At 71.5% G+C, this 22842-nt stretch carries 26 protein-coding genes; 4 read left to right on the plus strand and 22 right to left on the minus strand.

What is annotated here, in order from left to right; all coding sequences use genetic code 11:
- Positions 1-12: 12 nt before the first annotated feature.
- From ACFW6B_RS06675 to tsaB, 4 genes are read right to left on the minus strand one after another with little or no spacing between them, the layout of a single operon-like run.
- Positions 13-264, minus strand: coding sequence for a hypothetical protein (locus ACFW6B_RS06675; protein WP_386592761.1), 252 nt, complete (start codon positions 262-264; stop codon positions 13-15).
- Complete coding sequence (tsaD, locus tag ACFW6B_RS06680; protein WP_386592763.1) at positions 261-1364, minus strand: tRNA (adenosine(37)-N6)-threonylcarbamoyltransferase complex transferase subunit TsaD; 1104 nt, start codon at positions 1362-1364, stop codon at positions 261-263. The genes ACFW6B_RS06675 and tsaD overlap by 4 nt, the downstream gene beginning before the upstream one ends.
- The gene (rimI, locus tag ACFW6B_RS06685; RefSeq protein ID WP_361677329.1) at positions 1357-1830 is read right to left on the minus strand and encodes a ribosomal protein S18-alanine N-acetyltransferase; all 474 of its coding nucleotides are present in this window, start codon (positions 1828-1830) and stop codon (positions 1357-1359) included. The genes tsaD and rimI overlap by 8 nt, the downstream gene beginning before the upstream one ends.
- Before the next feature lie 17 nt (positions 1831-1847).
- Entirely contained in the window at positions 1848-2501 is a 654-nt protein-coding gene (gene tsaB / locus ACFW6B_RS06690; RefSeq protein ID WP_386592765.1) for a tRNA (adenosine(37)-N6)-threonylcarbamoyltransferase complex dimerization subunit type 1 TsaB, read from the minus strand.
- 110 nt (positions 2502-2611) lie between these two features.
- On the opposite strand from tsaB, the gene ACFW6B_RS06695 reads away from it, so the two are divergent.
- A complete protein-coding gene (locus ACFW6B_RS06695) occupies positions 2612-3175 on the plus strand; it encodes a hypothetical protein (RefSeq protein WP_386592767.1) in 564 nt (187 codons plus the stop codon).
- 85 nt (positions 3176-3260) lie between these two features.
- Here ACFW6B_RS06695 and ACFW6B_RS06700 read toward each other — a convergent pair whose 3' ends face one another.
- The 8 genes from ACFW6B_RS06700 to ACFW6B_RS06735 form a co-directional block, all read right to left on the minus strand.
- Positions 3261-3434, minus strand: coding sequence for a hypothetical protein (locus ACFW6B_RS06700; RefSeq protein WP_386592769.1), 174 nt, complete (start codon positions 3432-3434; stop codon positions 3261-3263).
- A 283-nt stretch (positions 3435-3717) separates the two neighbouring features.
- Positions 3718-4242, minus strand: a complete 525-nt coding sequence (gene tsaE, locus ACFW6B_RS06705) for a tRNA (adenosine(37)-N6)-threonylcarbamoyltransferase complex ATPase subunit type 1 TsaE (protein WP_386593165.1) — start codon at positions 4240-4242, stop codon at positions 3718-3720.
- Positions 4243-4331: 89 nt separating this feature from the next.
- Positions 4332-5549 carry an alpha/beta fold hydrolase gene (locus ACFW6B_RS06710; RefSeq protein WP_386592771.1) on the minus strand — a complete coding sequence of 406 codons (1218 nt, stop codon included), beginning with the start codon at positions 5547-5549 and terminating at the stop codon, positions 4332-4334.
- A gap of 151 nt (positions 5550-5700) precedes the next feature.
- Positions 5701-6873 (minus strand): alanine racemase, encoded by a 1173-nt coding sequence (alr, locus tag ACFW6B_RS06715; RefSeq protein ID WP_386592773.1) that lies wholly within the window; start codon positions 6871-6873, stop codon positions 5701-5703.
- 117 nt (positions 6874-6990) lie between these two features.
- A complete protein-coding gene (locus ACFW6B_RS06720; RefSeq protein ID WP_386592775.1) occupies positions 6991-8421 on the minus strand; it encodes an NAD(P)H-hydrate dehydratase in 1431 nt (476 codons plus the stop codon).
- 64 nt (positions 8422-8485) lie between these two features.
- On the minus strand, positions 8486-8857 hold the full coding sequence (locus tag ACFW6B_RS06725) for a holo-ACP synthase (protein ID WP_386592777.1): 372 nt from the start codon (positions 8855-8857) through the stop codon (positions 8486-8488).
- Positions 8858-8903: 46 nt separating this feature from the next.
- Entirely contained in the window at positions 8904-10751 is a 1848-nt protein-coding gene (gene glmS / locus ACFW6B_RS06730) for a glutamine--fructose-6-phosphate transaminase (isomerizing) (protein WP_386592778.1), read from the minus strand.
- A gap of 98 nt (positions 10752-10849) precedes the next feature.
- Positions 10850-11635, minus strand: a complete 786-nt coding sequence (locus tag ACFW6B_RS06735) for a hypothetical protein (protein WP_386592779.1) — start codon at positions 11633-11635, stop codon at positions 10850-10852.
- A 341-nt stretch (positions 11636-11976) separates the two neighbouring features.
- Here ACFW6B_RS06735 and coaA point away from each other — a divergent pair, with 341 nt between their 5' ends.
- Both coaA and ACFW6B_RS06745 read left to right on the plus strand, forming a co-directional pair.
- Positions 11977-12966, plus strand: a complete 990-nt coding sequence (coaA, locus tag ACFW6B_RS06740) for a type I pantothenate kinase (RefSeq protein ID WP_386592781.1) — start codon at positions 11977-11979, stop codon at positions 12964-12966.
- A 42-nt stretch (positions 12967-13008) separates the two neighbouring features.
- Positions 13009-13962, plus strand: coding sequence for a DUF389 domain-containing protein (locus ACFW6B_RS06745; protein WP_386592782.1), 954 nt, complete (start codon positions 13009-13011; stop codon positions 13960-13962).
- Between the two features lie 138 nt (positions 13963-14100).
- Here ACFW6B_RS06745 and glmM read toward each other — a convergent pair whose 3' ends face one another.
- The 3 genes from glmM to rplM all read right to left on the minus strand — a co-directional run bounded on the left by glmM (position 14101) and on the right by rplM (position 16661).
- A complete protein-coding gene (gene glmM, locus ACFW6B_RS06750; RefSeq protein ID WP_386592784.1) occupies positions 14101-15459 on the minus strand; it encodes a phosphoglucosamine mutase in 1359 nt (452 codons plus the stop codon).
- A 194-nt stretch (positions 15460-15653) separates the two neighbouring features.
- A complete protein-coding gene (rpsI, locus tag ACFW6B_RS06755; protein ID WP_103549195.1) occupies positions 15654-16175 on the minus strand; it encodes a 30S ribosomal protein S9 in 522 nt (173 codons plus the stop codon).
- A gap of 42 nt (positions 16176-16217) precedes the next feature.
- Entirely contained in the window at positions 16218-16661 is a 444-nt protein-coding gene (gene rplM, locus ACFW6B_RS06760) for a 50S ribosomal protein L13 (RefSeq protein WP_095936057.1), read from the minus strand.
- A gap of 682 nt (positions 16662-17343) precedes the next feature.
- On the opposite strand from rplM, the gene ACFW6B_RS06765 reads away from it, so the two are divergent.
- The gene (locus ACFW6B_RS06765) at positions 17344-18231 is read left to right on the plus strand and encodes a hypothetical protein (protein WP_386592787.1); all 888 of its coding nucleotides are present in this window, start codon (positions 17344-17346) and stop codon (positions 18229-18231) included.
- Between the two features lie 166 nt (positions 18232-18397).
- On the opposite strand, the gene truA is transcribed toward ACFW6B_RS06765, so the two are convergent.
- The 7 genes from truA to infA form a co-directional block, all read right to left on the minus strand.
- Positions 18398-19264: a tRNA pseudouridine(38-40) synthase TruA gene (gene truA, locus ACFW6B_RS06770; protein WP_386592789.1), complete on the minus strand. Its 867-nt coding sequence runs from the start codon at positions 19262-19264 to the stop codon at positions 18398-18400.
- 92 nt (positions 19265-19356) lie between these two features.
- A complete protein-coding gene (gene rplQ / locus ACFW6B_RS06775) occupies positions 19357-19854 on the minus strand; it encodes a 50S ribosomal protein L17 (protein ID WP_386592790.1) in 498 nt (165 codons plus the stop codon).
- Positions 19855-20032: 178 nt separating this feature from the next.
- The gene (locus tag ACFW6B_RS06780; protein ID WP_003966937.1) at positions 20033-21055 is read right to left on the minus strand and encodes a DNA-directed RNA polymerase subunit alpha; all 1023 of its coding nucleotides are present in this window, start codon (positions 21053-21055) and stop codon (positions 20033-20035) included.
- A gap of 178 nt (positions 21056-21233) precedes the next feature.
- Complete coding sequence (gene rpsK, locus ACFW6B_RS06785) at positions 21234-21638, minus strand: 30S ribosomal protein S11 (protein ID WP_003956432.1); 405 nt, start codon at positions 21636-21638, stop codon at positions 21234-21236.
- A gap of 69 nt (positions 21639-21707) precedes the next feature.
- Complete coding sequence (gene rpsM, locus ACFW6B_RS06790; protein ID WP_037626962.1) at positions 21708-22088, minus strand: 30S ribosomal protein S13; 381 nt, start codon at positions 22086-22088, stop codon at positions 21708-21710.
- A gap of 217 nt (positions 22089-22305) precedes the next feature.
- Positions 22306-22419 (minus strand): 50S ribosomal protein L36, encoded by a 114-nt coding sequence (gene rpmJ / locus ACFW6B_RS06795; RefSeq protein ID WP_003998809.1) that lies wholly within the window; start codon positions 22417-22419, stop codon positions 22306-22308.
- Positions 22420-22488: 69 nt separating this feature from the next.
- Positions 22489-22710 carry a translation initiation factor IF-1 gene (gene infA, locus ACFW6B_RS06800; protein WP_003948620.1) on the minus strand — a complete coding sequence of 74 codons (222 nt, stop codon included), beginning with the start codon at positions 22708-22710 and terminating at the stop codon, positions 22489-22491.
- Positions 22711-22842 lie beyond the last annotated feature (132 nt).

Here is a 22842-nt window from a genome sequence, read left to right on the forward strand (position 1 = left end):
GGCGGCCGCCCGTCAGCCGACCGACTCGAAACGCCACCTGTGCACCGGCCGGGAAACCAACTCATCGTCCGGATCCGGCAGTTCGGGAAGCTCGGCGTGGTACTCCGCGTCCCACCAGGTGATGACGAGAACCCGGTCCTGGGGCGCCCGCAGGAACTCCTGCCGCACCGGCTCCCCGGGGACCTTCTGCGCCCGCACCCAGGCGAGCAGGTCCTCGCCCCGGCCGGCGGCGGCCCGTGCCTCCCACATCAGCGCCACGGTCATGGGTACAGGTTCTCCTTCGCGACCTCGTGCACGTGATCGTGCGTGTGCGTGTGCGCGCGCCCCGGCACGTGCGGATCCGTCACCGGCAGCGAGGAGTCCGCCGACAGGTCCCAGTCGGAGGCGGCCCGGTTCCGGGCGACCATCTCGGCGCCCAGAGCGGCGACCATCGCACCATTGTCCGTGCACAGCTTGGGGCGCGGCACCCGCAGCCGGATGCCGGCGGCCTCGCAGCGCTCCTGGGCGAGCACCCGCAGCCGCGAGTTCGCGGCCACGCCACCGCCGATCATGAGGTGGTCGACGCCCTCGTCCTTGCAGGCACGGACGGCCTTGCGGGTGAGCACGTCCACCACGGCCTCCTGGAAGGACGCGGCCACGTCGCGCACCGGCACCTCCTCCCCCGCCGCCCGCTTGGCCTCGATCCAGCGGGCCACGGCGGTCTTCAGACCGGAGAAGGAGAAGTCGTAGGCCGGGTCGCGCGGTCCGGTGAGACCGCGCGGGAACGTGATGGCGTTCGGGTCGCCCTCCTTGGCGTACCGGTCGATGACCGGACCGCCCGGGAAGCCGAGGTTCAGCACGCGCGCGATCTTGTCGAAGGCCTCGCCGGCCGCGTCGTCGATGGTCGCGCCCATCGGCCGTACGTCGGAGGTGATGTCGGTGGACAGCAGCAGCGAGGAGTGTCCGCCGGACACCAGCAGGGCCATCGTCGGCTCCGGCAGCGCGCCGTGCTCCAGCTGGTCCACGCAGATGTGGGAGGCGAGGTGGTTGACGCCGTACAGCGGCTTGCCGAGCGCGTACGCGTACGCCTTCGCGGCCGAGACCCCGACGAGCAGCGCCCCGGCGAGCCCGGGCCCCGCGGTGACCGCGATGCCGTCCAGGTCCCTGGCCGAGACCCCCGCCTCCTTCAGCGCCCGCTCGATCGTCGGGACCATCGCCTCCAGGTGCGCCCGGGACGCGACCTCGGGAACGACCCCGCCGAAGCGCGCGTGCTCGTCGACGCTCGACGCGATGGCGTCGGCGAGCAGGGTGGTGCCGCGGACGATGCCGACGCCGGTCTCGTCGCAGGAGGTCTCGATGCCGAGGACGAGGGGTTCGTCAGCCATGGGTCTCTGTTCCTTGTACGGAGGTCGAAGGGTCGTGCAGCCGCATCACCAGGGCGTCGATGTTCCCCGGCTGGTAGTAGCCGCGCCGGAAGCCGATGGGCTCGAAGCCGAAGCGCTCGTACAGCTTCTGCGCGCGGACGTTGTCCACGCGGCACTCCAGCATCACCTCGGCGCAGTCGAAGTCGCTCGCGGCCCGCAGCAGTTCGGTGAGCAGCCGGCCGCCGAGGCCGGTGCCCCACTGGTCCTGGCGCACCGCGATCGTCTGCACGTCGCCCAGGTCTCCCGAGGCGGCGAGCCCGGCGTAGCCGACGAGCGCGTCACCGTCGCAGGCGACCAGATAGCGGCGGGTCGCCTCGGGCCCGCGGGCGTGGGCGAGTTCGGACCAGAACATGCCCCGGGACCAGGCGTCGACGGGGAAGAGTTCCTTCTCCAGCTCCAGTACGGGATCGATGTCCCACCAGCGCATCTCGCGCAGCACGACGGTCACTTGGGGGTGACCACCTTGTAGTTCTTGGGCACCTGGGCGTCCGGGCGGCGCAGGTACAGCGGCCTGGGCGGCTCCAGTTCCTCCCCCGCGGCCAGCTTCTCGGCGGCGAGGGAGGCGAGGGCCGCGGCCGAGACGTGCTCGGGCGTGCGGGCGTCCGTGAAGGTGTCGGGGTAGAGGAGGGCGCCCGCGCCGACGGCGGGCAGCGCGGTGACCTCCTCGTCGATCTCGGCGGGGCGGTCCACCGCGGGATCCGACAGCCGGGTGCGGCGGTCGGCGTACCGGGCCCAGTAGACCTCCTTGCGGCGGGCGTCCGTGGCGACGACGAACGGCCCCTCCACGTCGGCCGCGTGGGCGAGCCCGTCGAGGGTGCACACGCCGTGCACGGGGACGCCGAGCGCGACGCCGAAGGTGTCGGCGGTCATGAGGCCGACGCGCAGCCCCGTGTACGGGCCGGGGCCGACGCCCACGACGATGCCGGTGACGGCGTCCAGCCCGAGGCCGGCCTCGGTGAGCACCCGGTCGACGGTCGGCAGCAGCAGCTCTCCGTGCCGGCGCGCGTCCACCTGGCTCGACGAGGCGATGACGGACGTGCCGTCGTGCAGGGCGACGGTCACGGCGGGGGTGGCGGTATCCAGAGCGAGCAAGAGCACGCAAACAGCCTACGGCGCCGGAGCCCGGCGCAAGGCCGCCCGGGGCTCCCGTCCCCCGGCTGCTACCGTCAGCGCAAGGACGTACGAAGGTCGAGAGGTGGGCACACAAGGTGGCTAGGAGCAGCTCGGGAATCGTGACCGGGCTCACCGTGGCGGCGCTCGCGACAGTCGGCTTCCTCGCCTTCCAGGCATCCGCGAACGTTCCGGACACCCTGGGCGACAAGCCGAGCGCGAGCGTGAGCGTGCCGGTCGAGTCCTCCGCCCCCAAGGCGCCCAAGGCCAAGAAGGACCCCGACGCGCTGCCGGCCCCGTCCGGCACCGGCGTGCGGGTCGTCTACTCGCTCGGCACCGACCGGGTGTGGCTCGTCGGCGCGGGCAACAAGGTGAAGCGCACCTTCGAGGTCACCCCGGGCACGGTCGACCCGGCCGCCGGCACGTACGCCGTCACGACCCGGGCGGGCGCGGTCACCGGGTCCGACGGGACGCAGATCGAGCACGTCGTGCGGTTCACCCTGGTCGACGGCGTCGCCATCGGCTTCAGCGCCGCGGTGAACGGCTCCATGGACGCGCCGGATCCCGAGAAGAAGCTCGGCGGCATCCGCACCTCGCGCGACGACGGCGACGCGATGTGGGCGTTCGCGACCGTGGGCGCGAAGGTCGTCGTCATCGACTGACCGCGCCGACGGCTCCCGGGCCGAGACCGGGCCGTCCCCGCGAGCACTCGGCGTCGGCGCCGGTGCCGGGCGCCGGGCGCGAGCGTCACGCGGCTCTGCGGGAGTGCTCCGGGGTCTGCTCCGCGGCCGGGTCGTCCAAGGGGGCGACGGGTGGCCTGGACACCGCCTCCGCCGCCGCGCACGCCGCCAGCAGATCCCGCATCGACACCCCGGCCACCGCACGCGGCACGGCCGGCACGTCACGTTCTGAAGTCGGCACTGCAGCCGACTCTGATGCCGACATGGACGCCTCCCCGGGCTTCGGGTGCCAGCATGGTTAGGTAGACCTAACTACGCACCGAAGTCCATGTGACCACGGCCGGGACGCGGAACGCAATATTTTGCCGACGTCCTGTCGGAAACGTTGGCCGAACGTACGAGTGGAAGCCGCCCGGGAAACACGGACGCCCGGCTCCCCGGCTGGTGAGCCGAGACGAGCCGGGCGGCGGGCCGAGGCGGTTCGGACAGCGGGCCGCAGGCCGGTCAGGCCGGGCGCAGGCCGGTCAGGCCGTGAGTACCGTCAGGTCGGCGGCGGCCCAGCGCCGCCCGATCCCCGTGACCGTCACGTGCCGCACCTCGTCGGTGGTGTCCCCGACGGCCCGGTGGATGACGACGTGCAGCCGGTCGTCGGTCAGCTCCTCGACCTTGCCCTCGCCCCACTCCACGACGATCACGGAGTCGGGGAGCGAGACGTCGAGGTCGAGGTCCTCCATCTCGTCGAGCCCACCGCCCAGCCGGTACGCGTCCACGTGCACGAGCGGCGGCCCGTCGCCGAGGGAGGGGTGGACACGGGCGATGACGAAGGTCGGCGAGGTGACGGCCCCGCGGACGCCGAGCCCCTCACCGAGTCCCCGGGTCAGCGTGGTCTTGCCCGCGCCGAGCTCGCCGTTCAGCATCACGAGGTCACCCGCGCGCAGCAGCTTGGCCAGGCGCAGCCCCAGCTCCCGCATCTGCTCGGGCGAGTTGACGGTGAGCCGCGCGGTGACGCCGTCCGCAGCCGGGACGCGCGATGCCGAGATGTCTTCCATCGTCACTCACCTAGAGTAGTACATATGCCGCATTGCGTGAGGGGTCGGTCCGGATCCGGACCGTGGCCGAGGACCGCCGGCCGCCTCCGTCAGGAGGAGGCGGAGTCGCAGCGACCCACGGTAGCCCCTGCCGGGACGGCCCCGGCGCGCACGAGGAGGTCGGCGAGGCGGTCTATGACGACCTCGGGGTGCTCCAGCATGACCAGGTGCCCCGCGTCGGGGACGAGCACCAGCTCGGCGTCCGGCAGCAGGTCGGCGATGGCCTCGCTGTGCTCGCTCGGCGTCACCAGGTCCTTGACCCCGGCGAGGACGAGGACGGGCATCCCGGCGAAACGGGCCAGCGCGGCCGTCTTGTCGTGCTCGGTGAACGCCGGGTAGAACTCGGCGACCACGTCGATCGGCGTGCCCTCGATCATCCGCTCCGCGAACCGCACCACGGCCGGGTCGACGTCCCGGCTCGCGAACGAGTACCGCTTGATGATCCCGGCGAACAGGTCCGCCGTGGCCCGCCGTCCCCGCTCCACCAGGGCCGCCTGCTGCCCGAGCGCCTTCAGCACACCGGGGAGCACGCGCCGCACGGCGGCGACGCCCGCGACGGGAAGCCCGAAGTTGACCTCGCCGAGCCGCCCCGACGACGTACCGACCAGGGCGACGCCGACGACCCGGTCCCGGATCAGTTCGGGGAACTGCTCGGCCAGCGCCATGACGGTCATGCCGCCCATGGAGTGCCCGACGAGCACGATCGGGCCCTCGGGCACGGCCGCCTCGATGACGGCCAGCAGGTCGCGGCCGAGCTGGTCGATGGTGACCGGCTTGCGGTCGTCCAGCTGGGCCGCGCCCCGCCCCGACCGTCCGTGGCTGCGCTGGTCCCAGTGGACCGTGCGCACGACACCGCGCAGCGCGGCGCGCTGGAAGTGCCAGGAGTCCTGGCCGAGGCAGTAGCCGTGGCTGAAGACGACGGTGACGGGGGCGGGGGCCTTGCGGCCGAAGAGCCGACGCCTGCGCGGGGCGAGCGACGCCTCCGGCTCGGCCTCGTCGACCTCGTAGTACAGCTCGGTGCCGTCGTCCGAGTACGCCTTGCCGGGCGTACCGCGCAGCGTGCCGTACGGGCCGGTCGAGTCGAGGGCGAGGCGGGCCTTCTTGCGCATGCCGCGCCCGACCGTGAGCCGCTCGATGGCGACTCCGGCCGCGGCGCCCGCCGCGACCACGCCTATCGCGGCGCCGGCGACACCGGCCTTGCGCCAGTTCCCGGAGGAGGCGACGGCCGAGGCCGCGCTCACGACGGCCTCCGCGCTGGTCTCGCTCACGTCCCGCTCCTCTTCGCTCCGGCTCTCGGCTGTCCGCTGTCGGTCCTGGGGCTGTGCGCGCGTCGGCCCGGCTCCCGCCCGCCGGGCACCGCCCGCCGGTCTCCGCCCGCCGGGCCCGCGTGCCTGTTCGGCTCAGGGGTGCTGTCCGTCGCTACCCGTCTTGTTCCTCGTCCACTTTCACGTAGACGCGCGGAACGCGGGTTCCGATGCGGGTCACGATTTCGTACGCGATCGTGCCCGCCGCGCGCGCCCAGTCCTCGGCGGTGGGCTCACCGTCGTCACCGGGACCGAACAGGACGGCCCGGGCGCCGGGCTCCGGCTCGTCGCCGCCGAGGTCGACGACGAACTGGTCCATGGCGACCCGGCCCGCGACGGTACGCAACTTGCCGCCCACCAGGACGGGTCCGGTGCCGGAGGCGTGCCGCGGGACGCCGTCCGCGTAGCCGACGGGGACGAGGCCGAGGGTGGTCGCGCCCGGGGTGACGTAGTGGTGGCCGTAGCTCACGCCGTGGCCGGCCGGTACGTGCTTCACCAGCGCGAGCGACGCGCTCAGCGTCATCACCGGGCGCAGTCCGAAGTCGGCGGGGGTGCCGAGCTCCGGGCTCGGCGAGATCCCGTAGACCGCGATCCCGGTCCGTACGAGGTCGAAGTGGCTCTCGGGGAGGGTGAGGGTCGCGGCCGAGTTGGCGATGTGCCGCACCTCGGGGCGCACTCCCTGCTCCTCGGCGTACGACACCATCTCGCGGAAGAGCGCGAGCTGGGCATGGATCGAGGGGTGGCCGGGCTCGTCGGCGCAGGCGAAGTGGGACCAGAGTCCGGTCACGGTGATCAGCCCGCGCGCCTCGGCGGCCAGGGCCCCGGCGACGAGTTCGGGCCAGTCGGCGGGCTGGCAGCCGGCGCGTCCGAGGCCGGTGTCGGCCTTGAGCTGCACCCGGGCCCGCACCCCGGTGCTCTCGGCGGCCGCCACGGCCTCCCGGAGCGCCCACGTCCCGCTGACCGACACGTCGATGTCGGCCTCGATCGCCTCGGCCCAGGGGCCGCCCGGTGTCCAGAGCCAGCACATGAGACGTCCCGGCAGACCGGCCGCCCGCAGGGCGAGCGCCTCCTCCGGGGTGGCCGTGCCGAGCCAGGTGGCGCCCGCCTCGCGCGCGGCACGGGCGCACTGGACCGCGCCGTGGCCGTACGCGTCGGACTTGACCACGGCCATCAGGGCCGCGGTCGGCGCGTGGGCGCGCAGGGCCCGCACGTTGGCTCGCAGGGCGGCCAGATCGATCTCGGCGCGGGCGCGCAGGGGCGCCGTCCGCGAGTGTGCTGTCTCTGTCATCGCGCCCCAGTCTCTCAGAGGCGTACGGCGGCCTCCCGGCGCCGGTCCCCCGGGACGGGTTCCGGGTTCCGGGGGACCGGCGCCGGGGGCGGGTGCCCGGTCCGGCGCGGGCCGGGGTCAGCCGAGGGTGTCGCGCCAGGCCTCGGGAAGGGCGGCGGCCACGTCGTGGGCGGCCGCCGGAGCACCGTCCGCCGCGAAGCGGCCGGCGAGTCCGTGCAGGTACGCGGCCACGCTGCCCGCGTCGAGCGCGGAGAGCCCCGCCGCGAGCAGCGACCCCGCGAGCCCCGACAGCACGTCCCCGCTCCCCGCGGTGGCCAGCCACGCCGTCCCGGTGGCGTTCACCCGCACCGCGCCGCCCGTGGGATCGGCGACCAGGGTCGTCGCCCCCTTGAGGAGCACCGTCGCCCCGTACAGCCCCGCCAGTTCCCGCACGGAGGCCAGCCGGGCCTCCTCGACCGCCTCCCGGGCGACCCCGAGCAGCGCGGCGGCCTCCCCGGCGTGCGGGGTCATCAGCGTCGGCGCGGTGCGGGCCCGCACGGCCTCCCGGTCGGCGAGCCGCAGCCCGTCCGCGTCCACCAGCACCGGCACGTCCGCGTCCAGCGCCTCGGCGACCGCCGAGGCGTCGTCCCCGGCCCCGGGACCCGCCACCCACGCCTGCACCCGCCCCGCCTTCGAGGGTCCCGCGTCGGACACCAGCGTCTCGGGGAAGCGGGCGATGACGGCGTCCGCGGCGGGCCCCACGTACCGCACCGCCCCGGCGCCGCCGCGCAGCGCCCCGGCCACGGCGAGCACCGCGGCCCCGGGATAGCGGGCGGACCCGGCGGCGATCCCCACGACCCCGCGCCGGTACTTGTCGCTCTCCGCGCCGGGGAAGGGCAGCCGGGCCGCGACGTCGGCGTGCTGGAGCGCCTCCGCGTCGGCCGGTTCCGGCAGGTCGAGCCCGATGTCGACGAGGCGTACGGACCCGGCGTACCCGCGCGCCGGGTCGATGAGCAGCCCCGGCTTGTGGGTGCCGAAGGTGACGGTGACGTCGGCGCGGACGGCCGCGCCGAGCACCTCTCCGGTGTCCGCCTCGACCCCGCTCGGGAGGTCGACGGCGACGACGACGGCGCGCGAGGCGTGCGCGAGTTGGGCGAGGCGTGCGGCGGCCGGCCGCAGGCCGCCCTTGCCGCCGATCCCGACGATGCCGTCGACGACGAGGTCGGCCCGCCCGAGGAGCGGTTCGGCGGCGGTGGGCCCGGCCGTGGTGCCCCCGGCGCGCAGCAGCGCCGCCAGTCCCCCCGGATGGGTCCTCTCGGGGGCGAGCAGCACCGCGGTGACACCGGCCCCGCGCCGGGCGAGGCGCGCCCCGGCGTACAGGGCGTCACCGCCGTTGTCCCCGCTGCCCACCAGCAGGACCACCCGGCTGCCGTACACCCGGCCCAGCAGGTCCGCGCAGGCGGCGGCCAGCCCGGCGGCCGCCCGCTGCATCAACGCCCCTTCGGGGAGCCGTGCCATCAGCTCCCGCTCGGCGGCCCTCACGGTCTCCACGCTGTACGCAGTACGCATGCCGCCGAGTCTCCCGCACCGGCCCGCCCGGTGCGCGCTCCCCGCCCCCGGACGGGTCGGGGTGTCAGCCCTCCGCCACCACCACCGCCGAGGCCACCCCGGCGTCGTGACTGAGCGACACGTGCCAGGAGGACACGCCCAGTTCGGCCGCGCGGGCCGCCACCGTGCCCTTGACGCGCAGCCGCGGCTGCCCGCTGTCCTCCACGTAGACCTCGGCGTCCGTCCAGTACAGCCCGGCCGGGGCGCCCAGCGCCTTGGCGAGCGCCTCCTTCGCCGCGAAGCGGGCCGCGAGCGAGGCGACGCCCCGCCGTTCGCCGCTCGGCAGCAGCAACTCACCCTCCACGAAAAGGCGTTCGGCCAGTCCGGGCGTCCGCTCCAGCGACGCCCGGAACCGTTCGATCTCGGCCACGTCGATCCCGACCCCGATGATGCTCATGCCCGCACACTAGGGCCTGCGCCGCGGCCTCACGCTGCTGCGGCGCTCACTCCACCGTCACCGACTTCGCCAGGTTGCGCGGCTGGTCCACCTCGTTGCCCCGGGCCGTCGCCAGCTCGCAGGCGAACACCTGGAGCGGGACCGTCGACACCAGCGGCTGGAGCAGGGTGGGCGTGGCCGGGATGCGGACGAGGTGGTCGGCGTACGGGACGACCGCCTCGTCGCCCTCCTCCGCGATGACGATCGTGCGGGCCCCCCGGGCCCGGATCTCCTGGATGTTGGAGACGATCTTGTCGTGCAGGACCGAGCGTCCGCGCGGCGAGGGGGCCACGACCACGACCGGCACGTCCTCCTCGATCAGCGCGATCGGCCCGTGCTTGAGCTCCCCCGCCGCGAAGCCCTCGGCGTGCATGTACGCCAGCTCCTTGAGCTTCAGGGCGCCTTCCAGGGCGACCGGATAGCCCACGTGCCGGCCGAGGAACAGCACGGTGTCCTTGTCGGCGAGGGAGCGCGCGAGCTCCCGTACGGGCTCCATGGTCTCCAGGACCCGTTCGACCTCGCGGGAGATGCGGGACAGCTCCCGGACGACGTCCCGGATCTCGTCGCCCCACTTGGTGCCGCGCACCTGGCCCAGGTACAGCGCCACCAGGTAGCAGGCCACGAGCTGGGTGAGGAACGCCTTGGTGGAGGCGACGGCCACCTCGGGACCGGCGTGCGTGTACAGCACCGCGTCGGACTCGCGCGGGATCGTCGAGCCGTTGGTGTTGCAGATCGCCAGCACCCGGGCGCCCTGCTCGCGGGCGTGCCGCAGCGCCATCAGCGTGTCCATGGTCTCGCCGGACTGCGAGATCGCGACGACGAGCGTCCGCCGGTCCAGGATCGGGTCCCGGTAGCGGAACTCGCTGGCCAGCTCCACCTCGCACGGGATGCGGGTCCAGTGCTCGATGGCGTACTTGGCGATCAGCCCGGCGTGGAAGGCGGTACCGCAGGCGACGATGACGACCTTGTCGACCTCGCGCAGTTCGGCGGCGCCGATGCGGACCTCGTCGAGGGTCAGCGAACCGGCCGCGTCGATCCGTCCCAGCAGGGTGTCGGCGACCGCCTTGGGCTGCTCGGCGATCTCCTTGAGCATGAAGTAGTCGTAGCCGCCCTTCTCGGCCGCCGACGCGTCCCAGTCGACGTGGTACGAGCGGACGTCGGCGGGGCTGCCGTCGAACCCGGTGACGGTCACGCCGTCGCGGCGCAGTTCGACCACCTGGTCCTGTCCCAGCTCGATCGCCGAACGGGTGTGGGCGATGAACGCGGCGACGTCCGAGGCGAGGAAGGCCTCGTCCTCGCCGACACCGACCACCAGCGGCGAGTTCCGGCGTGCCCCGACGACCACGTCCGGTTCGTCGGCGTCCACGGCGACCAGCGTGAACGCGCCCTCCAGGCGCCGGCACACCAGCCGCATCGCCTCCGCCAGGTCCGCGCACGAGGAGTACTCCTCGGCGAGCAGGTGGGCGACCACCTCGGTGTCCGTCTCGGAGGCCAGGTCGTGCCCCCGTCCGGCCAGCTCGGCGCGGAGCAGGGCGAAGTTCTCGATGATGCCGTTGTGGACGACGGCGACCCGGCCCGCGTTGTCGAGGTGCGGATGGGCGTTGGCGTCGGTGGGGCCGCCGTGGGTGGCCCAGCGGGTGTGCCCGATCCCCGTCGTCCCGGCCGGCAGCGGCCTGTCGCCGAGTTCCTTCTCCAGGTTGACCAGTTTCCCGGCCTTCTTGGCGACGGCGAGTCCGCCGTCCGCGAGGACGGCGACTCCCGCAGAGTCGTACCCCCGGTACTCGAGCCGCTTCAGTCCGGCCATCACCACGTCGAGCGCCGGCCGCGACCCCACATAACCCACGATTCCGCACATGCCCGGCAGCCTAAGGTCCGGCGCCCGCCGGAAAGAGCCGCCGCGTGCCCGGAATCGGAAATTCCCACCGAGGCACGGGCGGCTCCAACGGGCCGGGGTCAGCCGAGCTTGGTGAGCTGGGCGTCGACGATCTCCGTGGGGAAGTCGAAGTCCTTGCCGGTGGCGGCGGCGGCGAGGTTGAAGGCGGGGAAGTAGGCGAGGGTGGCGCCCTTGCGGACGACGACGCCCTTGGACGACGCCTCGATTCCCTCGTCGGCCTGGATGGTGACGGTCATGGCGAGCGCCTCGTCGCCGCCCTTGGGCGCGTCGGTCGTGGCGACCTTCAGGACCTTGGTCTTTTCGCCCGCCACCGTGATGCTGAAGCCGCCGGCGCACTTCTCGGCGGCCGCGCTCAGGTCCTTCATCGCCTGCTCGGCGCCGCCGTTCTCGTAGGAGGCCAGCGTCACCATGACCGAGGAGGCGTCCATGCCAGCGAGGAACTTCTCCTCGTCGCTGGCACCCGCGGCGGGCTTCTTCGGCTCGCCCGTCCACTTGCGCAGCACGGTGGCGGAGGGCTTGCCCACGTAGGAGCCGTTCTGGACGTAGGCGATCGGGGCGCACGCCGCGTCGTCGGCCTTCACCTTGTCCTGCGCGGCGGCCTCCGCCCCCGACACCTTCTCGGTGACCTTGCCGCTCTTGACGTCCGCCTGCGTCAGCGCGGCCTTCTCCAGTTCGGCGGCGGTGAGCGCCTTGGCGGCCGGGGCGGAGGACGCGGCCGCGCCGCCCTTGTCCTCACCGCTGCCGCCCTTGTCCGCCTTGTCGTCGCCGCCGCACGCGGTGGCGAGCAGGGCGAGGGCGGCGGCGGAGGCGGCGAGGGCGGTACGACGGGCGACGGCGGATCTCACGAGGGCAGCTCTTTCTGTCGGTTTGCTGTGCACATGCCGTGCACATCCACCGGGCACGCTAGCCAGAAGATCATTCCGCCGGTCGCCCGCAAGATCACCCGACACTCGATCGTGACACCGACGTGACTCGGCGGCCCCCGCCGTCCCGCCCGGAACGATCCGAACACCCCCATCGGCCACAAGGCGCGCCAACTGGCGGACACCAGAACATTGTTGACGGACCGCCAGCTGCGGACCGCCGGGCATCGCCGCGGCGGAGCGCCCGGACGTGCCGGGGAGCCCGGCCCCCGGCGTGACGGACCCCACCCTCCATCCCGTCCACACTCCCGTAACAATGAACTGTGATCTCTCCGGTCTCCTCGTCGCCGCGGAGCGCCCACCGGCCCAGGCCGGAGGCGACTCCCTACGTCGACCTCACCCGTGCCGAGTGGAGCGCGCTGCGTGAAAAGACGCCGCTCCCGCTGAACGCCGAGGAGGTCGAGAAGCTGCGCGGTCTGGGCGATGTCATCGACCTCGACGAGGTACGGGACATCTACCTGCCGTTGTCCCGGCTGCTGAACCTGTACATCGGCGCCACCGACGGGCTCAGGGGTGCCCTGAACACCTTCCTGGGCGAGAAGGGCTCGCAGTCCGGCACCCCGTTCGTCATAGGCGTCGCCGGTTCCGTGGCCGTCGGCAAGTCCACCGTGGCCCGGCTGCTCCAGGCGCTGCTCTCCCGCTGGCCCGAGCACCCCCGTGTCGAGCTGGTCACCACGGACGGCTTCCTGCTGCCCACCAAGGACCTCGAGGCGCGCGGCCTGATGTCGCGCAAGGGCTTCCCCGAGTCGTACGACCGCCGGGCCCTGACCCGGTTCGTCGCGGACATCAAGGCGGGCAAGGACGAGGTGACGGCACCCGTCTACTCGCACCTGATCTACGACATCGTCCCCGGCGAGCGGCTCACCGTCCGCCGCCCCGACATCCTCATCGTCGAGGGCCTGAACGTGCTCCAGCCGGCGCTGCCCGGCAAGGACGGCCGCACACGGGTCGGCCTCGCGGACTACTTCGACTTCAGCGTGTACGTCGACGCCCGCCCCGAGGACATCGAGCGCTGGTACCTGAACCGCTTCCGCAAGCTGCGCGCGACGGCCTTCCAGAAGCCCGACTCGTACTTCCGCAAGTACACCCAGGTCTCCGAGGAGGAGGCCCTCGACTACGCCCGGACGACCTGGCGCACCATCAACAAGCCGAACCTGCTGGAGAACGTGGCGCCCACCCGCGGCCGGGCGACCCTGGTCGTGCGCAAGGGCCCGGACCACAAGGTCCAGCGCCTGAGCCTGCGCAAGCTGTAGTCCGGCGGACGCCCCCTCGTACGTGACGGCTACCCTGCGGCCATGCTGCACCTGCGCCTGATCACTCCCGCCGACCGGACCGACGACGTCGTACGCCTGATCGAGGAAACGGTCGGTACCACACACCTCGTCGTCCTTCCCGGTGCCGCCCGCGATCCGGCCGGTGACGTCGTGCTGTGCGACGTAGCCCGCGAGGCGGGTGACGAACTCATCGGCGCTCTGCGCGAGAGGGGCATCGACCGTACGGGTTCGATCGCGGTCGAGAACATCGACCTGTCCCTGTCGGAGCGCGCCGACAAGGCGGAGGACGAGGCCCCGGGCGAGGGCGTCGACGCGGTGCTGTGGGAGCACCTGGAGGAGGCCACGCACGAGGAGTCGACGCTGTCGGTCACCTACGTCGCCTTCATCACGATCGCCACGATGATCGCGGCCTGCGGCGTGGTGCTCGACAACGCGGTGCTGATCGTGGGCGCCATGGCCGTGGGGCCGGAGTTCGGGCCGCTGGCGGGGCTGTGCACGGCGATCGTGCAGCGGGGCGGGCGCCTCGCCCTGCGCTCCCTGACGGCGCTGCTGGCCGGCTTCGCGATCGCCATGGCGGTGACGGTGCTCTTCAGCCTGTTCATGGACTCGGTGGGCCTGTTCAGCGAGGCGCAGCTGGAGGGACCGCGCCCCAACACGGGGTTCGTCTACGCCCCGGACTGGTTCTCCTTCGTCGTCGCGGTGCTCGCCGGGACCGCCGGCGTGCTGTCGCTGACCTCGGCCAAGTCCGGGGCCCTGGTCGGTGTCGCGATCTCCGTGACGACGGTCCCGGCCGCCGCGAACGCCGCGGTGGCGCTGAGCTACGGCGACATGCGCCAGACGTGGGGCTCGACCGAACAGCTGCTGTTCAACCTGCTCGGCATCGTCCTCGCCGGCACGCTCACCCTCATGGCCCAGAAGTGGTTCTGGTCGACGCGGCGGGAGCGGCGGTCCGTGACGCCGGATCCGGCACGATGACGCAGCCGGCCCCCGGCCCGGAGCCCCGTGGACCGTGGACCGTGGGCACCCGGAGCCCCAGCCCCCGGAACCGCGCACAGCCGTGAGGCCCGGCACCCCTCAGGGGGTATCGGGCCTCGCGGCTTCGGTCCCGGTGCTCTAGCCGAGCGCCGACTTCACGACGTCGGCCAGGCGCGCGGCCACCGAGCGGGCCTGGTCGATGTCGGCGGCCTCGACCATGACGCGGACGAGCGGCTCGGTGCCGGAGGGGCGCAGCAGTACCCGTCCGGTGGTGCCGAGCTCCTGCTCGGCCTCGGCCACCGCGGAGGCCAGCTCGGTGGAGGTCTTCACCCGCGTCCGGTCGACGTCGGGCACGTTGATGAGGACCTGCGGCAGCCGCTCCATGACCGAGGCGAGGTCCCGGAGCGTCTTGCCGGTCTGGGCGACCCTGGCGGCCAGCATCAGGCCGGTGAGCGTGCCGTCGCCGGTCGTGGCGTGGTCGAGGACGATGACGTGCCCGGACTGCTCGCCGCCGAGCGCGTAGCCGTTCCGCTTCATCTCCTCCAGGACGTAACGGTCACCGACCGCGGTCTGGACGAGGGCGAGACCTTCGCGCTCCATGGCGAGCTTGAAGCCCAGGTTGGACATGACCGTCGCGACAACGGTGTCGGAGCGCAGTGCGGAACGCTCCCGCATCGCCAGCGCGAGAACGGCCAGGATCTGGTCGCCGTCGATCTCCTCGCCCGTGTGGTCCACGGCGAGGCAGCGGTCGGCGTCACCGTCGTGCGCGATGCCGAGGTCGGCACCGTGCTCGATGACGGCGGCCTTGAGGAGGTCCAGATGGGTGGAACCGCAGCCGTCGTTGATGTTGAGCCCGTCGGGCGCCGCGCCGATCGTGACGATCTCCGCGCCGGCCCGCGAGAACGCCTCGGGAGAGACCCGGGCGGCCGCGCCGTGCGCCTCGTCGAGGACGACCTTCAGACCGTCGAGGCGGTTGGGGAGAACACCGATGAGGTGGGCGACGTACTGGTCGAAGCCCTGGTCGTAGGAGTTCACCCGGCCGACGCCGGCACCGGTCGGACGGTCCCAGGGGGCGCCGGTGCGGTGCTCCTCGTAGACGCCCTCGATCCGGTTCTCCAGCTCGTCGGCGAGCTTGTGCCCGCCGCGGGCGAAGAACTTGATGCCGTTGTCGGGCATGGCGTTGTGGCTGGCGGAGAGCATCACGCCGAGGTCGGCGCCCAGTACCCCGGTGAGATACGCCACCGCGGGGGTGGGCAGCACACCGACGCGCAGGACGTCCACACCGGCGCTGGCCAGACCGGCGACCACGGCGGCCTCCAGGAACTCCCCGGACGCGCGCGGATCCCGCCCGACCACCGCCACGGGCCGGTGCCCTTCGAACGTGCCCGCCTCGGCGAGTACGTGCGCCGCCGCGACGGACAGACCGAGCGCGAGCTCGGCCGTCAGATCCGCGTTGGCGACACCACGCACGCCGTCCGTGCCGAAGAGTCGTCCCACTTGTCCTCCTGAGAAAGCTGCAGAGTACGGAAGTCCCCCGAGGATACGGAGTCATCCGATCCCATGAGCCTTTGAGCACCTTGTGCTGTTATACGCCTAACCATTGTGATAAACGAAAGCCCCGGCAGCACAGTGACGTGCCGCCGGGGCGTTCGGAGCTACGCGTACTGACGCGCAGAAGCAAGCAGCGAAGATTAACGCTTGCTGTACTGCGGGGCCTTGCGGGCCTTCTTGAGACCGGCCTTCTTGCGCTCGACCGCACGGTCGTCGCGCTTGAGGAAGCCGGCCTTCTTGAGGGCGCCGCGGTTGTTGTCCACGTCGGCCTCGTTCAGCGCACGGGCCACGCCGAGGCGCAGGGCACCGGCCTGACCGGAGACACCGCCACCCGCGATGCGGGCGATGACGTCGTAGCGGCCGTCGAGCTCGAGCACCTTGAAAGGCTCGTTGACTTCCTGCTGGTGCACCTTGTTGGGGAAGTAGTCCTCAAGGGTGCGGCCGTTGATCTTCCACTTGCCGGTGCCCGGGACGATCCGGACGCGGGCGATGGCGTTCTTGCGACGGCCCAGGCCGGCGGCCGGCTGCGGGTCGCCGAAGCGGCCCGCGAGCGACTCCGAGGTGTACTCGCCCTCGAGGGGGACCTCGGACTCGGTGGTGTAGTTCTCGATGTCGACGAGCTCAGTCTCTTCGACCGGCTGCTCAACGGTGGTCTCGGCCACGATTCTCCTCAGATTCTTTTTCGTCTTAGGGGGTGGCCGGAACTACTGCGCGACCTGGGTGATCTCGAACGGGACCGGCTGCTGCGCAGCGTGCGGGTGGTTCTCGCCCGCGTAGACCTTCAGCTTCGAGAGCACCTGACGGCCCAGGGAGTTCTTGGGAACCATGCCCTTGATGGCCTTCTCGACGGCCTTCTCGGGGTTCTTCGCCAGCAGCTCGTCGTAACGGACGGAGCGCAGACCACCCGGGTAACCGGAGTGGCGGTACGCCAGCTTCTGGGTCTTCTTGTTGCCGGAGAGGTGCACCTTGTCGGCGTTGATGATGATGACGAAGTCACCAGCGTCGACGTGGGGCGCGTAGATCGGCTTGTGCTTGCCCCGCAGAATGTTCGCGGCGGTGGTCGCCAGACGGCCCAGGACGACATCCTGGGCGTCGATGACGTACCACTGGCGAGTGATGTCGCCGGGCTTGGGGCTGTACGTACGCACGGTCGTAGCCTTCGCTTCTTCAGTGAGTGGGTCCTGACATGGCCACCACGGACGATCACGACAGCCCTGACCGCACTGCGGTGACGCATACCGCGTGCTGGTCGCTGGTCATCGGCCCCGGTGGACCGGTGTAAGGGCCCCTCACGTGAGAATGAGCAAGCCAATACACATAACGAACTGCAAGCTTACCCGCGGTGGCCCGCAAGGGTCAAAACGCGAGGGCTCACCCCTCGCGCCCCGCCCTCCCCGCCGCTGGGCGGCGAAGTGGTCCGGGCCGGCGAGCGGCGGGTGACGGCGGCGCCGGAGCACCACCGATGCAGTCATCACACACAGGGTAAAGCAGTCCCGGAAGGAACGCCGGACCACCGCTTCGGACCGGGCCGCCGTCTCAGGCCGGGTCACCGCCTCCGACCAGGTCGCCGCTTCGGGCCGGGACCCCCCGGACGCCCTCGGCGCGGGCCCGGCCCCGTCACCCGGTCCCGCCGTCCGGAGTGCCGCCCGAGGCACCCGGAACGACGCACGCGGAGCACCGCGCCCGGGGCCGCCCGCGGACACCGGGAGGCCCTACGCACCAACCACCCGGAGATGTCACTTTTGCCCTCGCGCACTCAGATCACGCTAGGGGCTCAAGTGCCCGACGGACCTGACGGGCACCCCCCAACCCCCGTCTAAGATGCGGCGCATGAGTTATGGGCAGGGTGGGCAGGGGCAGCCCCCGTGGGACCCCTGGAAGCCGGGTTCTCAGCAAACGCCCCAGTGGAACAACCAGCGGTCCGGCGGGAATCCCGACTGGGCCGCCATGGCCGAGGCTTCCGAAACGCGCAACAAGCGCCGCAAAGTGCTGTTCGTCCTGGCCGGGGCGCTGGCGACCATCGGGGTCGGCGCCGCCGTGGCCATGACCGTCGCGGGGGCGAACGGGAACAACCAGGCCACCGGCCAGCCGTCCCAGCTGCCCGCCAGCGCGGACATCCCCGGCGCCACGACACCGGCGCCGTCCTTCGAGCCGACCTCGGCCCCGCCGCCGCTGGATCCGAAGCAGTTCATAGCCAGCGCGCAGAAGGACACCGCGCCGCTGAGCCCGGACATCCTCTTCCCCGGCACGCAGCTCACCATGGGCAACCGCGTGTACCGCAAGGGTCCGACGGCCGACACGAAGGACTGCGCCTCGGCCGCCAAGGGCACGCTGCCGCCGGTCCTCACCAAGGACGGCTGTACCCGCCTCATGCGGGTCACCTACGTCAAGGACGGGGTGGCGGTGACGGTCGGCGTCGCGGTCTTCGACACCGAGGCCAAGGCGAGCAAGGCCAAGACCGACGCGGACAAGAAGAGCATCATCGCCTCGCTCCCCGGCAACGGCATCAAGGCGTTCTGCAACTCGGCCGTCTGCCGTTCGACCACCAACGCCTACGGCCGTTACGCCTACTTCACGCTCTCCGGTTTCACCGACGGCAAGGACGTGACGACGAAGGACACCGCGGTGTTCACGACCGGCGACGACCTCGCGGAGTTCGCCTTCCGCCAGATCAGCCGACGGGGCCAGGCCCAGGCGTCGGCCGCGGCCAACCAGTAGCGGTTCCGGGCGCGGCGGCCGACGGACACCGGCCGCCGCCCCACCCTCCCCGGGCCGCCTCACCTTCCCCGGGCCGCCACGCCCCCGCTCACGGCCGCCCCGGGCGGAGAGTTGACACGCCGTCAGGCGAAGCGGCCGGGCTCGGCCCCGCGCCGACGAGCCCGCGTCAGCAGGACTCGCACCCGCCCGCACCCGGCAACGTCCGCTTGTTGCGGGCCTCCTTGTTCCGCGCGGCCAGCAACTCGTCGGCGGGATAGCCGACTTCCTCCAGCGTCAGCCCGTGCGGCCGTACGACGTGAACGGCCGAGTCCCGTACGCCGGCGGCGAGCACCTTGCCCGGCCACTCGGGCCCGCGGTGTCCGTCCCCCACGAACAGCAGGGCCCCGATCAGCGACCGCACCATGTTGTGGCAGAAGGCGTCGGCCCGCACGGTGGCGGTGATGACCCCGTCCTCGCCCCGCACCAGGCTCAGTTGCTGGAGCGTGCGGATGGTCGTCGCGCCCTCGCGCTTCTTGCAGTAGGCGGCGAAGTCGTGCTCCCCCAGCAGCCGTTCGGCGGCCTGGTTCATGGCGTCCACGTCCAACGGCCAGTCGTGCCACAGGACATGACTGCGCAGCAGCGGGTCGACACCACCGGGTTCGTCGGTCACGCGATAGGCGTAGCGCCGCCAGATCGCCGAGAACCGCGCGTTGAAACCGGCGGGCGCCTCGGTGAGCGACCACACCCGCACGTCCTTGGGAAGCCTTCCGGCCAGCCGCTTCAGCAGCTTCTCCCGGTGCTCGGCCCACAGCTCCTCGGGCAGGTCGACATGGGCGACCTGGCCGCGCGCGTGCACCCCGGCGTCGGTCCGCCCGGCCACGGTCAGCTCGTACGTGGTGTCCCTCGTCCGCGTCACCGTCCGCAGCGCGTCCTCGATCTCGCCCTGCACGGTCCGGCGTCCGGAGGCCTGCCGTGCCCACCCGGAGAACTCGGTCCCGTCGTACGACAGGTCCAACCGCACCCGGACGAACCCGGGCTCCGCTTCGTCACTCACACCTAGATCCTCTCAAGCCCGGGTTCCTTCCCGGGAACGCGAAAGCGGGCCCGCCCCGAAAGGGACGGACCCGCTCACAGCAAGGCAGTGCCTCAGGCGTCCTTCGACTCCTCGGCGGGAGCCTCGGCGGCGTCCTCGACCTTGGTGTCCTCGACCTTGGCCGGAGCCTCGGCGTCCTTGGCGGCACGCTTGGTGGCGGCCTCGGCCTCACCGGTGGCCTGCTGGGCCACGGTCAGGGCCTCCACCAGCTCGATGACGGCCATGGGCGCGTTGTCGCCACGGCGGTTACCGATCTTGGTGATACGGGTGTAGCCACCCGGGCGGTTCTCGTAGCGCGGGCCGATCTCGGTGAAGAGCGTGTGCACGATGCTCTTGTCCGTGATCACCGAGAGCACCTGACGGCGGTTGTGAAGGTCGCCCTTCTTCGCCTTGGTGACCAGACGCTCCGCGTAGGGACGCAGGCGGCGGGCCTTGGCCTCGGTGGTGGTGATGCGGCCGTGCTCGAAGAGCGACTTCGCGAGGTTCGCGAGGAGCAGCTTCTCGTGCGCGGCGCTGCCGCCCAGACGGGCACCCTTGGTGGGCTTCGGCATGGTGTTTCTCCTAGGTGTCTGCCCCGGCCGTATCAGGTACCGGGGTCAGTGTCCGAGCGGGCGATTGCCCGTCGAAGATCCGACGAGCCCCGAAGGGGCGAGTCGGAAGGGGCGCGGGGAACTGCGCGACAAGCCACAGTCCACCCGCACCCAGGAACCGGCAGTCGGTCCCGAGCTCTTAGTACTGCTCGGTCTCGACGAAGCCGGCGTCCGCGTCGTCGTCCGCGCCGAAGGCGTCGGCGGCGGCGGTCGGGTCGAATCCGGGCGGGCTGTCCTTGAGGGCCAGGCCCATGCCGGCCAGCTTCGCCTTGACCTCGTCGATGGACTTCGCACCGAAGTTGCGGATGTCCAGGAGGTCGGCCTCGGAGCGGGCGACGAGCTCACCCACGGAGTGGATGCCCTCACGCTTGAGGCAGTTGTACGAGCGGACCGTGAGCTCCAGCTCCTCGATCGGCAGCGCGAGGTCGGCGGCGAGGGCGGCGTCCGTGGGGGACGGGCCCATGTCGATGCCCTCGGCGTCGATGTTGAGCTCGCGGGCCAGACCGAACAGCTCGACCAGGGTCTTGCCGGCCGACGCCATGGCGTCACGGGGACGCATGGCCTGCTTGGTCTCGACGTCGACGATCAGCTTGTCGAAGTCGGTGCGCTGCTCGACACGGGTCGCCTCGACCTTGTACGTGACCTTCAGCACCGGCGAGTAGATCGAGTCGACCGGGATGCGCCCGATCTCCTGACCGACCTGCTTGTTCTGAACGGCGGAGACGTAGCCGCGACCGCGCTCGACGGTCAGCTCCATCTCCAGCTTGCCCTTGCCGTTGAGCGTGGCGAGGACGAGGTCGGGGTTGTGGACCTCGACACCGGCCGGGGGCGCGATGTCGGCGGCGGTGACCAGACCCGGGCCCTGCTTGCGCAGGTACATCACGACCGGCTCGTCGTGCTCCGAGGAGACGACCAGCTGCTTGATGTTGAGGATCAGGTCGGTGACGTCCTCCTTGACGCCCGGCACGGTGGTGAACTCGTGCAGGACACCGTCGATGCGGATGCTGGTGACAGCAGCGCCGGGGATCGACGAGAGGAGGGTGCGGCGCAGGGAGTTGCCGAGGGTGTAGCCGAAGCCCGGCTCCAGCGGCTCGATCACGAACCGGGAGCGGAATTCGTCGACGACCTCTTCGGTCAACGAGGGACGCTGAGCGATCAGCATGTGGTGATCAGATCCTTCATTCGTGGACGCCCGCTATTTGACGCCCGACAGAACCGGGCCTCCGAGGAGGCCGGGTACAGCAAGGGTACGGGCGATACGGCCCTTTTACGGAGCCGTACCGCCCGAAAACCTCTAACCTGCACAGGGCCGTCGAGATCGACGACCGAGCAGCCGTGCGTCAGACGCGGCGGCGCTTCGGCGGACGGCAGCCGTTGTGCGGGGTGGGGGTGACGTCCTGGATCGAGCCGACCTCGAGGCCGGTGGCCTGGAGGGAGCGGATCGCGGTCTCACGGCCGGAGCCGGGACCCTTGACGAAGACGTCGACCTTGCGCATGCCGTGCTCCTGCGCGCGGCGGGCGGCCGACTCGGCGGCCATCTGCGCGGCGAAGGGGGTGGACTTGCGCGAGCCCTTGAAGCCGACGTGGCCGGCGGAGGCCCAGGAGATCACGTTGCCCGAGGGGTCCGTGATCGAGACGATCGTGTTGTTGAACGTGCTCTTGATGTGGGCGTGCCCGTGAGCGACGTTCTTCTTTTCCTTGCGGCGCACCTTCTTGGCAGCGCCCTGACGACCCTTGGGGGGCATCTGTTTCTCCTACGGGGAGGTGGTCGGTCCTACAGCGAAGACCGCTGATGAAGCGTTGTCCGCTGAGGACTACTTCTTGCCCGGCTTCTTCTTGCCGGCGATGGCGCGACGCGGGCCCTTGCGGGTACGAGCGTTCGTGCTGGTGCGCTGACCGTGGACGGGGAGGCCACGACGGTGGCGAATACCCTGGTAGCAGCCGATCTCGATCTTGCGGCGAATGTCGCCCTGGATCTCGCGACGGAGGTCACCCTCGGTCTTGATGTTGGCGTCCACGTACTCGCGGATCTTGACCAGCTCCTCCTCGGAGAGGTCACGAACGCGCGTGTTGGGGTTCACGCCGGTCTCGGCCAGCGTCTGCTGGGAAAGGGTCCGGCCGATGCCGAACACGTAGGTGAGGGCGACCTCCACACGCTTTTCGCGCGGGATGTCGACACCGGAAACGCGTGCCATTCAATGGCTCCAGTTGTCGTTCGGAGGTCTTCCGCAGAACCGGATCCCGCCCGCCGTCGTCCTCTGATCCGATGGATCGAGATTCGGTACGAACCGGGTCCCCGGCCTCCGACCGGGGGTGTCAGGCCTGATGAGACTCAGCCCTGGATCCTGCGTATGAACATGTACTACTTACGTCGCGCGAAATATCTGCGGGTGCAGAAGGTGCGGTCGTGCGTCAGCCCTGGCGCTGCTTGTGGCGCGGGTTTTCGCAGATGACCATGACCCGACCGTGACGGCGGATCACCCTGCACTTGTCGCAGATCTTCTTGACGCTCGGCTTGACCTTCATTAGGTGAGGTTCTCCGGGTCAGTGCCACCCCCCGCGCCCCGGAATCGGGAACACGGAGCAGGGCAAGATCTACTTGTAGCGGTAGACGATCCGGCCACGCGTCAGGTCGTACGGAGACAGCTCCACCACGACCCGGTCGTCAGGGAGGATGCGGATGTAGTGCATACGCATCTTGCCGCTGATGTGTGCCAGGACCTGGTGGCCGTTCTGGAGCTCGACCTTGAACATGGCGTTCGGAAGAGACTCGACGACAGTGCCCTCGATCTCGATGGCACCTTGCTTCTTGGCCACGCTTCGCCCTTCGAATCGACTACCTTGATCGACTTCGTGCGAGCGCATGGAGACATGCGGGTGCACGAGAGCCGACGAGTCAGTCTACGTCAGGGCTCCCGGAAAGACGAATTCGCCTCTGTCCTCCCCGCC

The organism is Streptomyces sp. NPDC058751 (genome assembly GCF_042746485.1).
Taxonomy (GTDB): Bacteria; Actinomycetota; Actinomycetes; order Streptomycetales; family Streptomycetaceae; genus Streptomyces.

What these genes read in the sequence shown, in the direction of transcription:
- ACFW6B_RS06675 (WP_386592761.1), bottom strand. Translation starts at nt 264, where the DNA reads ATGACCGTGGCGCTGATGTGGGAGGCACGGGCCGCCGCCGGCCGGGGC.
- tsaD (WP_386592763.1), bottom strand. Translation starts at nt 1,364, where the DNA reads ATGGCTGACGAACCCCTCGTCCTCGGCATCGAGACCTCCTGCGACGAG.
- rimI (WP_361677329.1), bottom strand. Translation starts at nt 1,830, where the DNA reads ATGCGCTGGTGGGACATCGATCCCGTACTGGAGCTGGAGAAGGAACTC.
- tsaE (WP_386593165.1), bottom strand. Translation starts at nt 4,242, where the DNA reads ATGGAAGACATCTCGGCATCGCGCGTCCCGGCTGCGGACGGCGTCACC.
- alr (WP_386592773.1), bottom strand. Translation starts at nt 6,873, where the DNA reads ATGACAGAGACAGCACACTCGCGGACGGCGCCCCTGCGCGCCCGCGCC.
- ACFW6B_RS06720 (WP_386592775.1), bottom strand. Translation starts at nt 8,421, where the DNA reads ATGCGTACTGCGTACAGCGTGGAGACCGTGAGGGCCGCCGAGCGGGAG.
- ACFW6B_RS06725 (WP_386592777.1), bottom strand. Translation starts at nt 8,857, where the DNA reads ATGAGCATCATCGGGGTCGGGATCGACGTGGCCGAGATCGAACGGTTC.
- glmS (WP_386592778.1), bottom strand. Translation starts at nt 10,751, where the DNA reads ATGTGCGGAATCGTGGGTTATGTGGGGTCGCGGCCGGCGCTCGACGTG.
- ACFW6B_RS06745 (WP_386592782.1), top strand. Translation starts at nt 13,009, where the DNA reads ATGCTGCACCTGCGCCTGATCACTCCCGCCGACCGGACCGACGACGTC.
- ACFW6B_RS06765 (WP_386592787.1), top strand. Translation starts at nt 17,344, where the DNA reads ATGAGTTATGGGCAGGGTGGGCAGGGGCAGCCCCCGTGGGACCCCTGG.
- rplQ (WP_386592790.1), bottom strand. Translation starts at nt 19,854, where the DNA reads ATGCCGAAGCCCACCAAGGGTGCCCGTCTGGGCGGCAGCGCCGCGCAC.
- ACFW6B_RS06780 (WP_003966937.1), bottom strand. Translation starts at nt 21,055, where the DNA reads ATGCTGATCGCTCAGCGTCCCTCGTTGACCGAAGAGGTCGTCGACGAA.
- rpsK (WP_003956432.1), bottom strand. Translation starts at nt 21,638, where the DNA reads ATGCCCCCCAAGGGTCGTCAGGGCGCTGCCAAGAAGGTGCGCCGCAAG.
- rpsM (WP_037626962.1), bottom strand. Translation starts at nt 22,088, where the DNA reads ATGGCACGCGTTTCCGGTGTCGACATCCCGCGCGAAAAGCGTGTGGAG.
- rpmJ (WP_003998809.1), bottom strand. Translation starts at nt 22,419, where the DNA reads ATGAAGGTCAAGCCGAGCGTCAAGAAGATCTGCGACAAGTGCAGGGTG.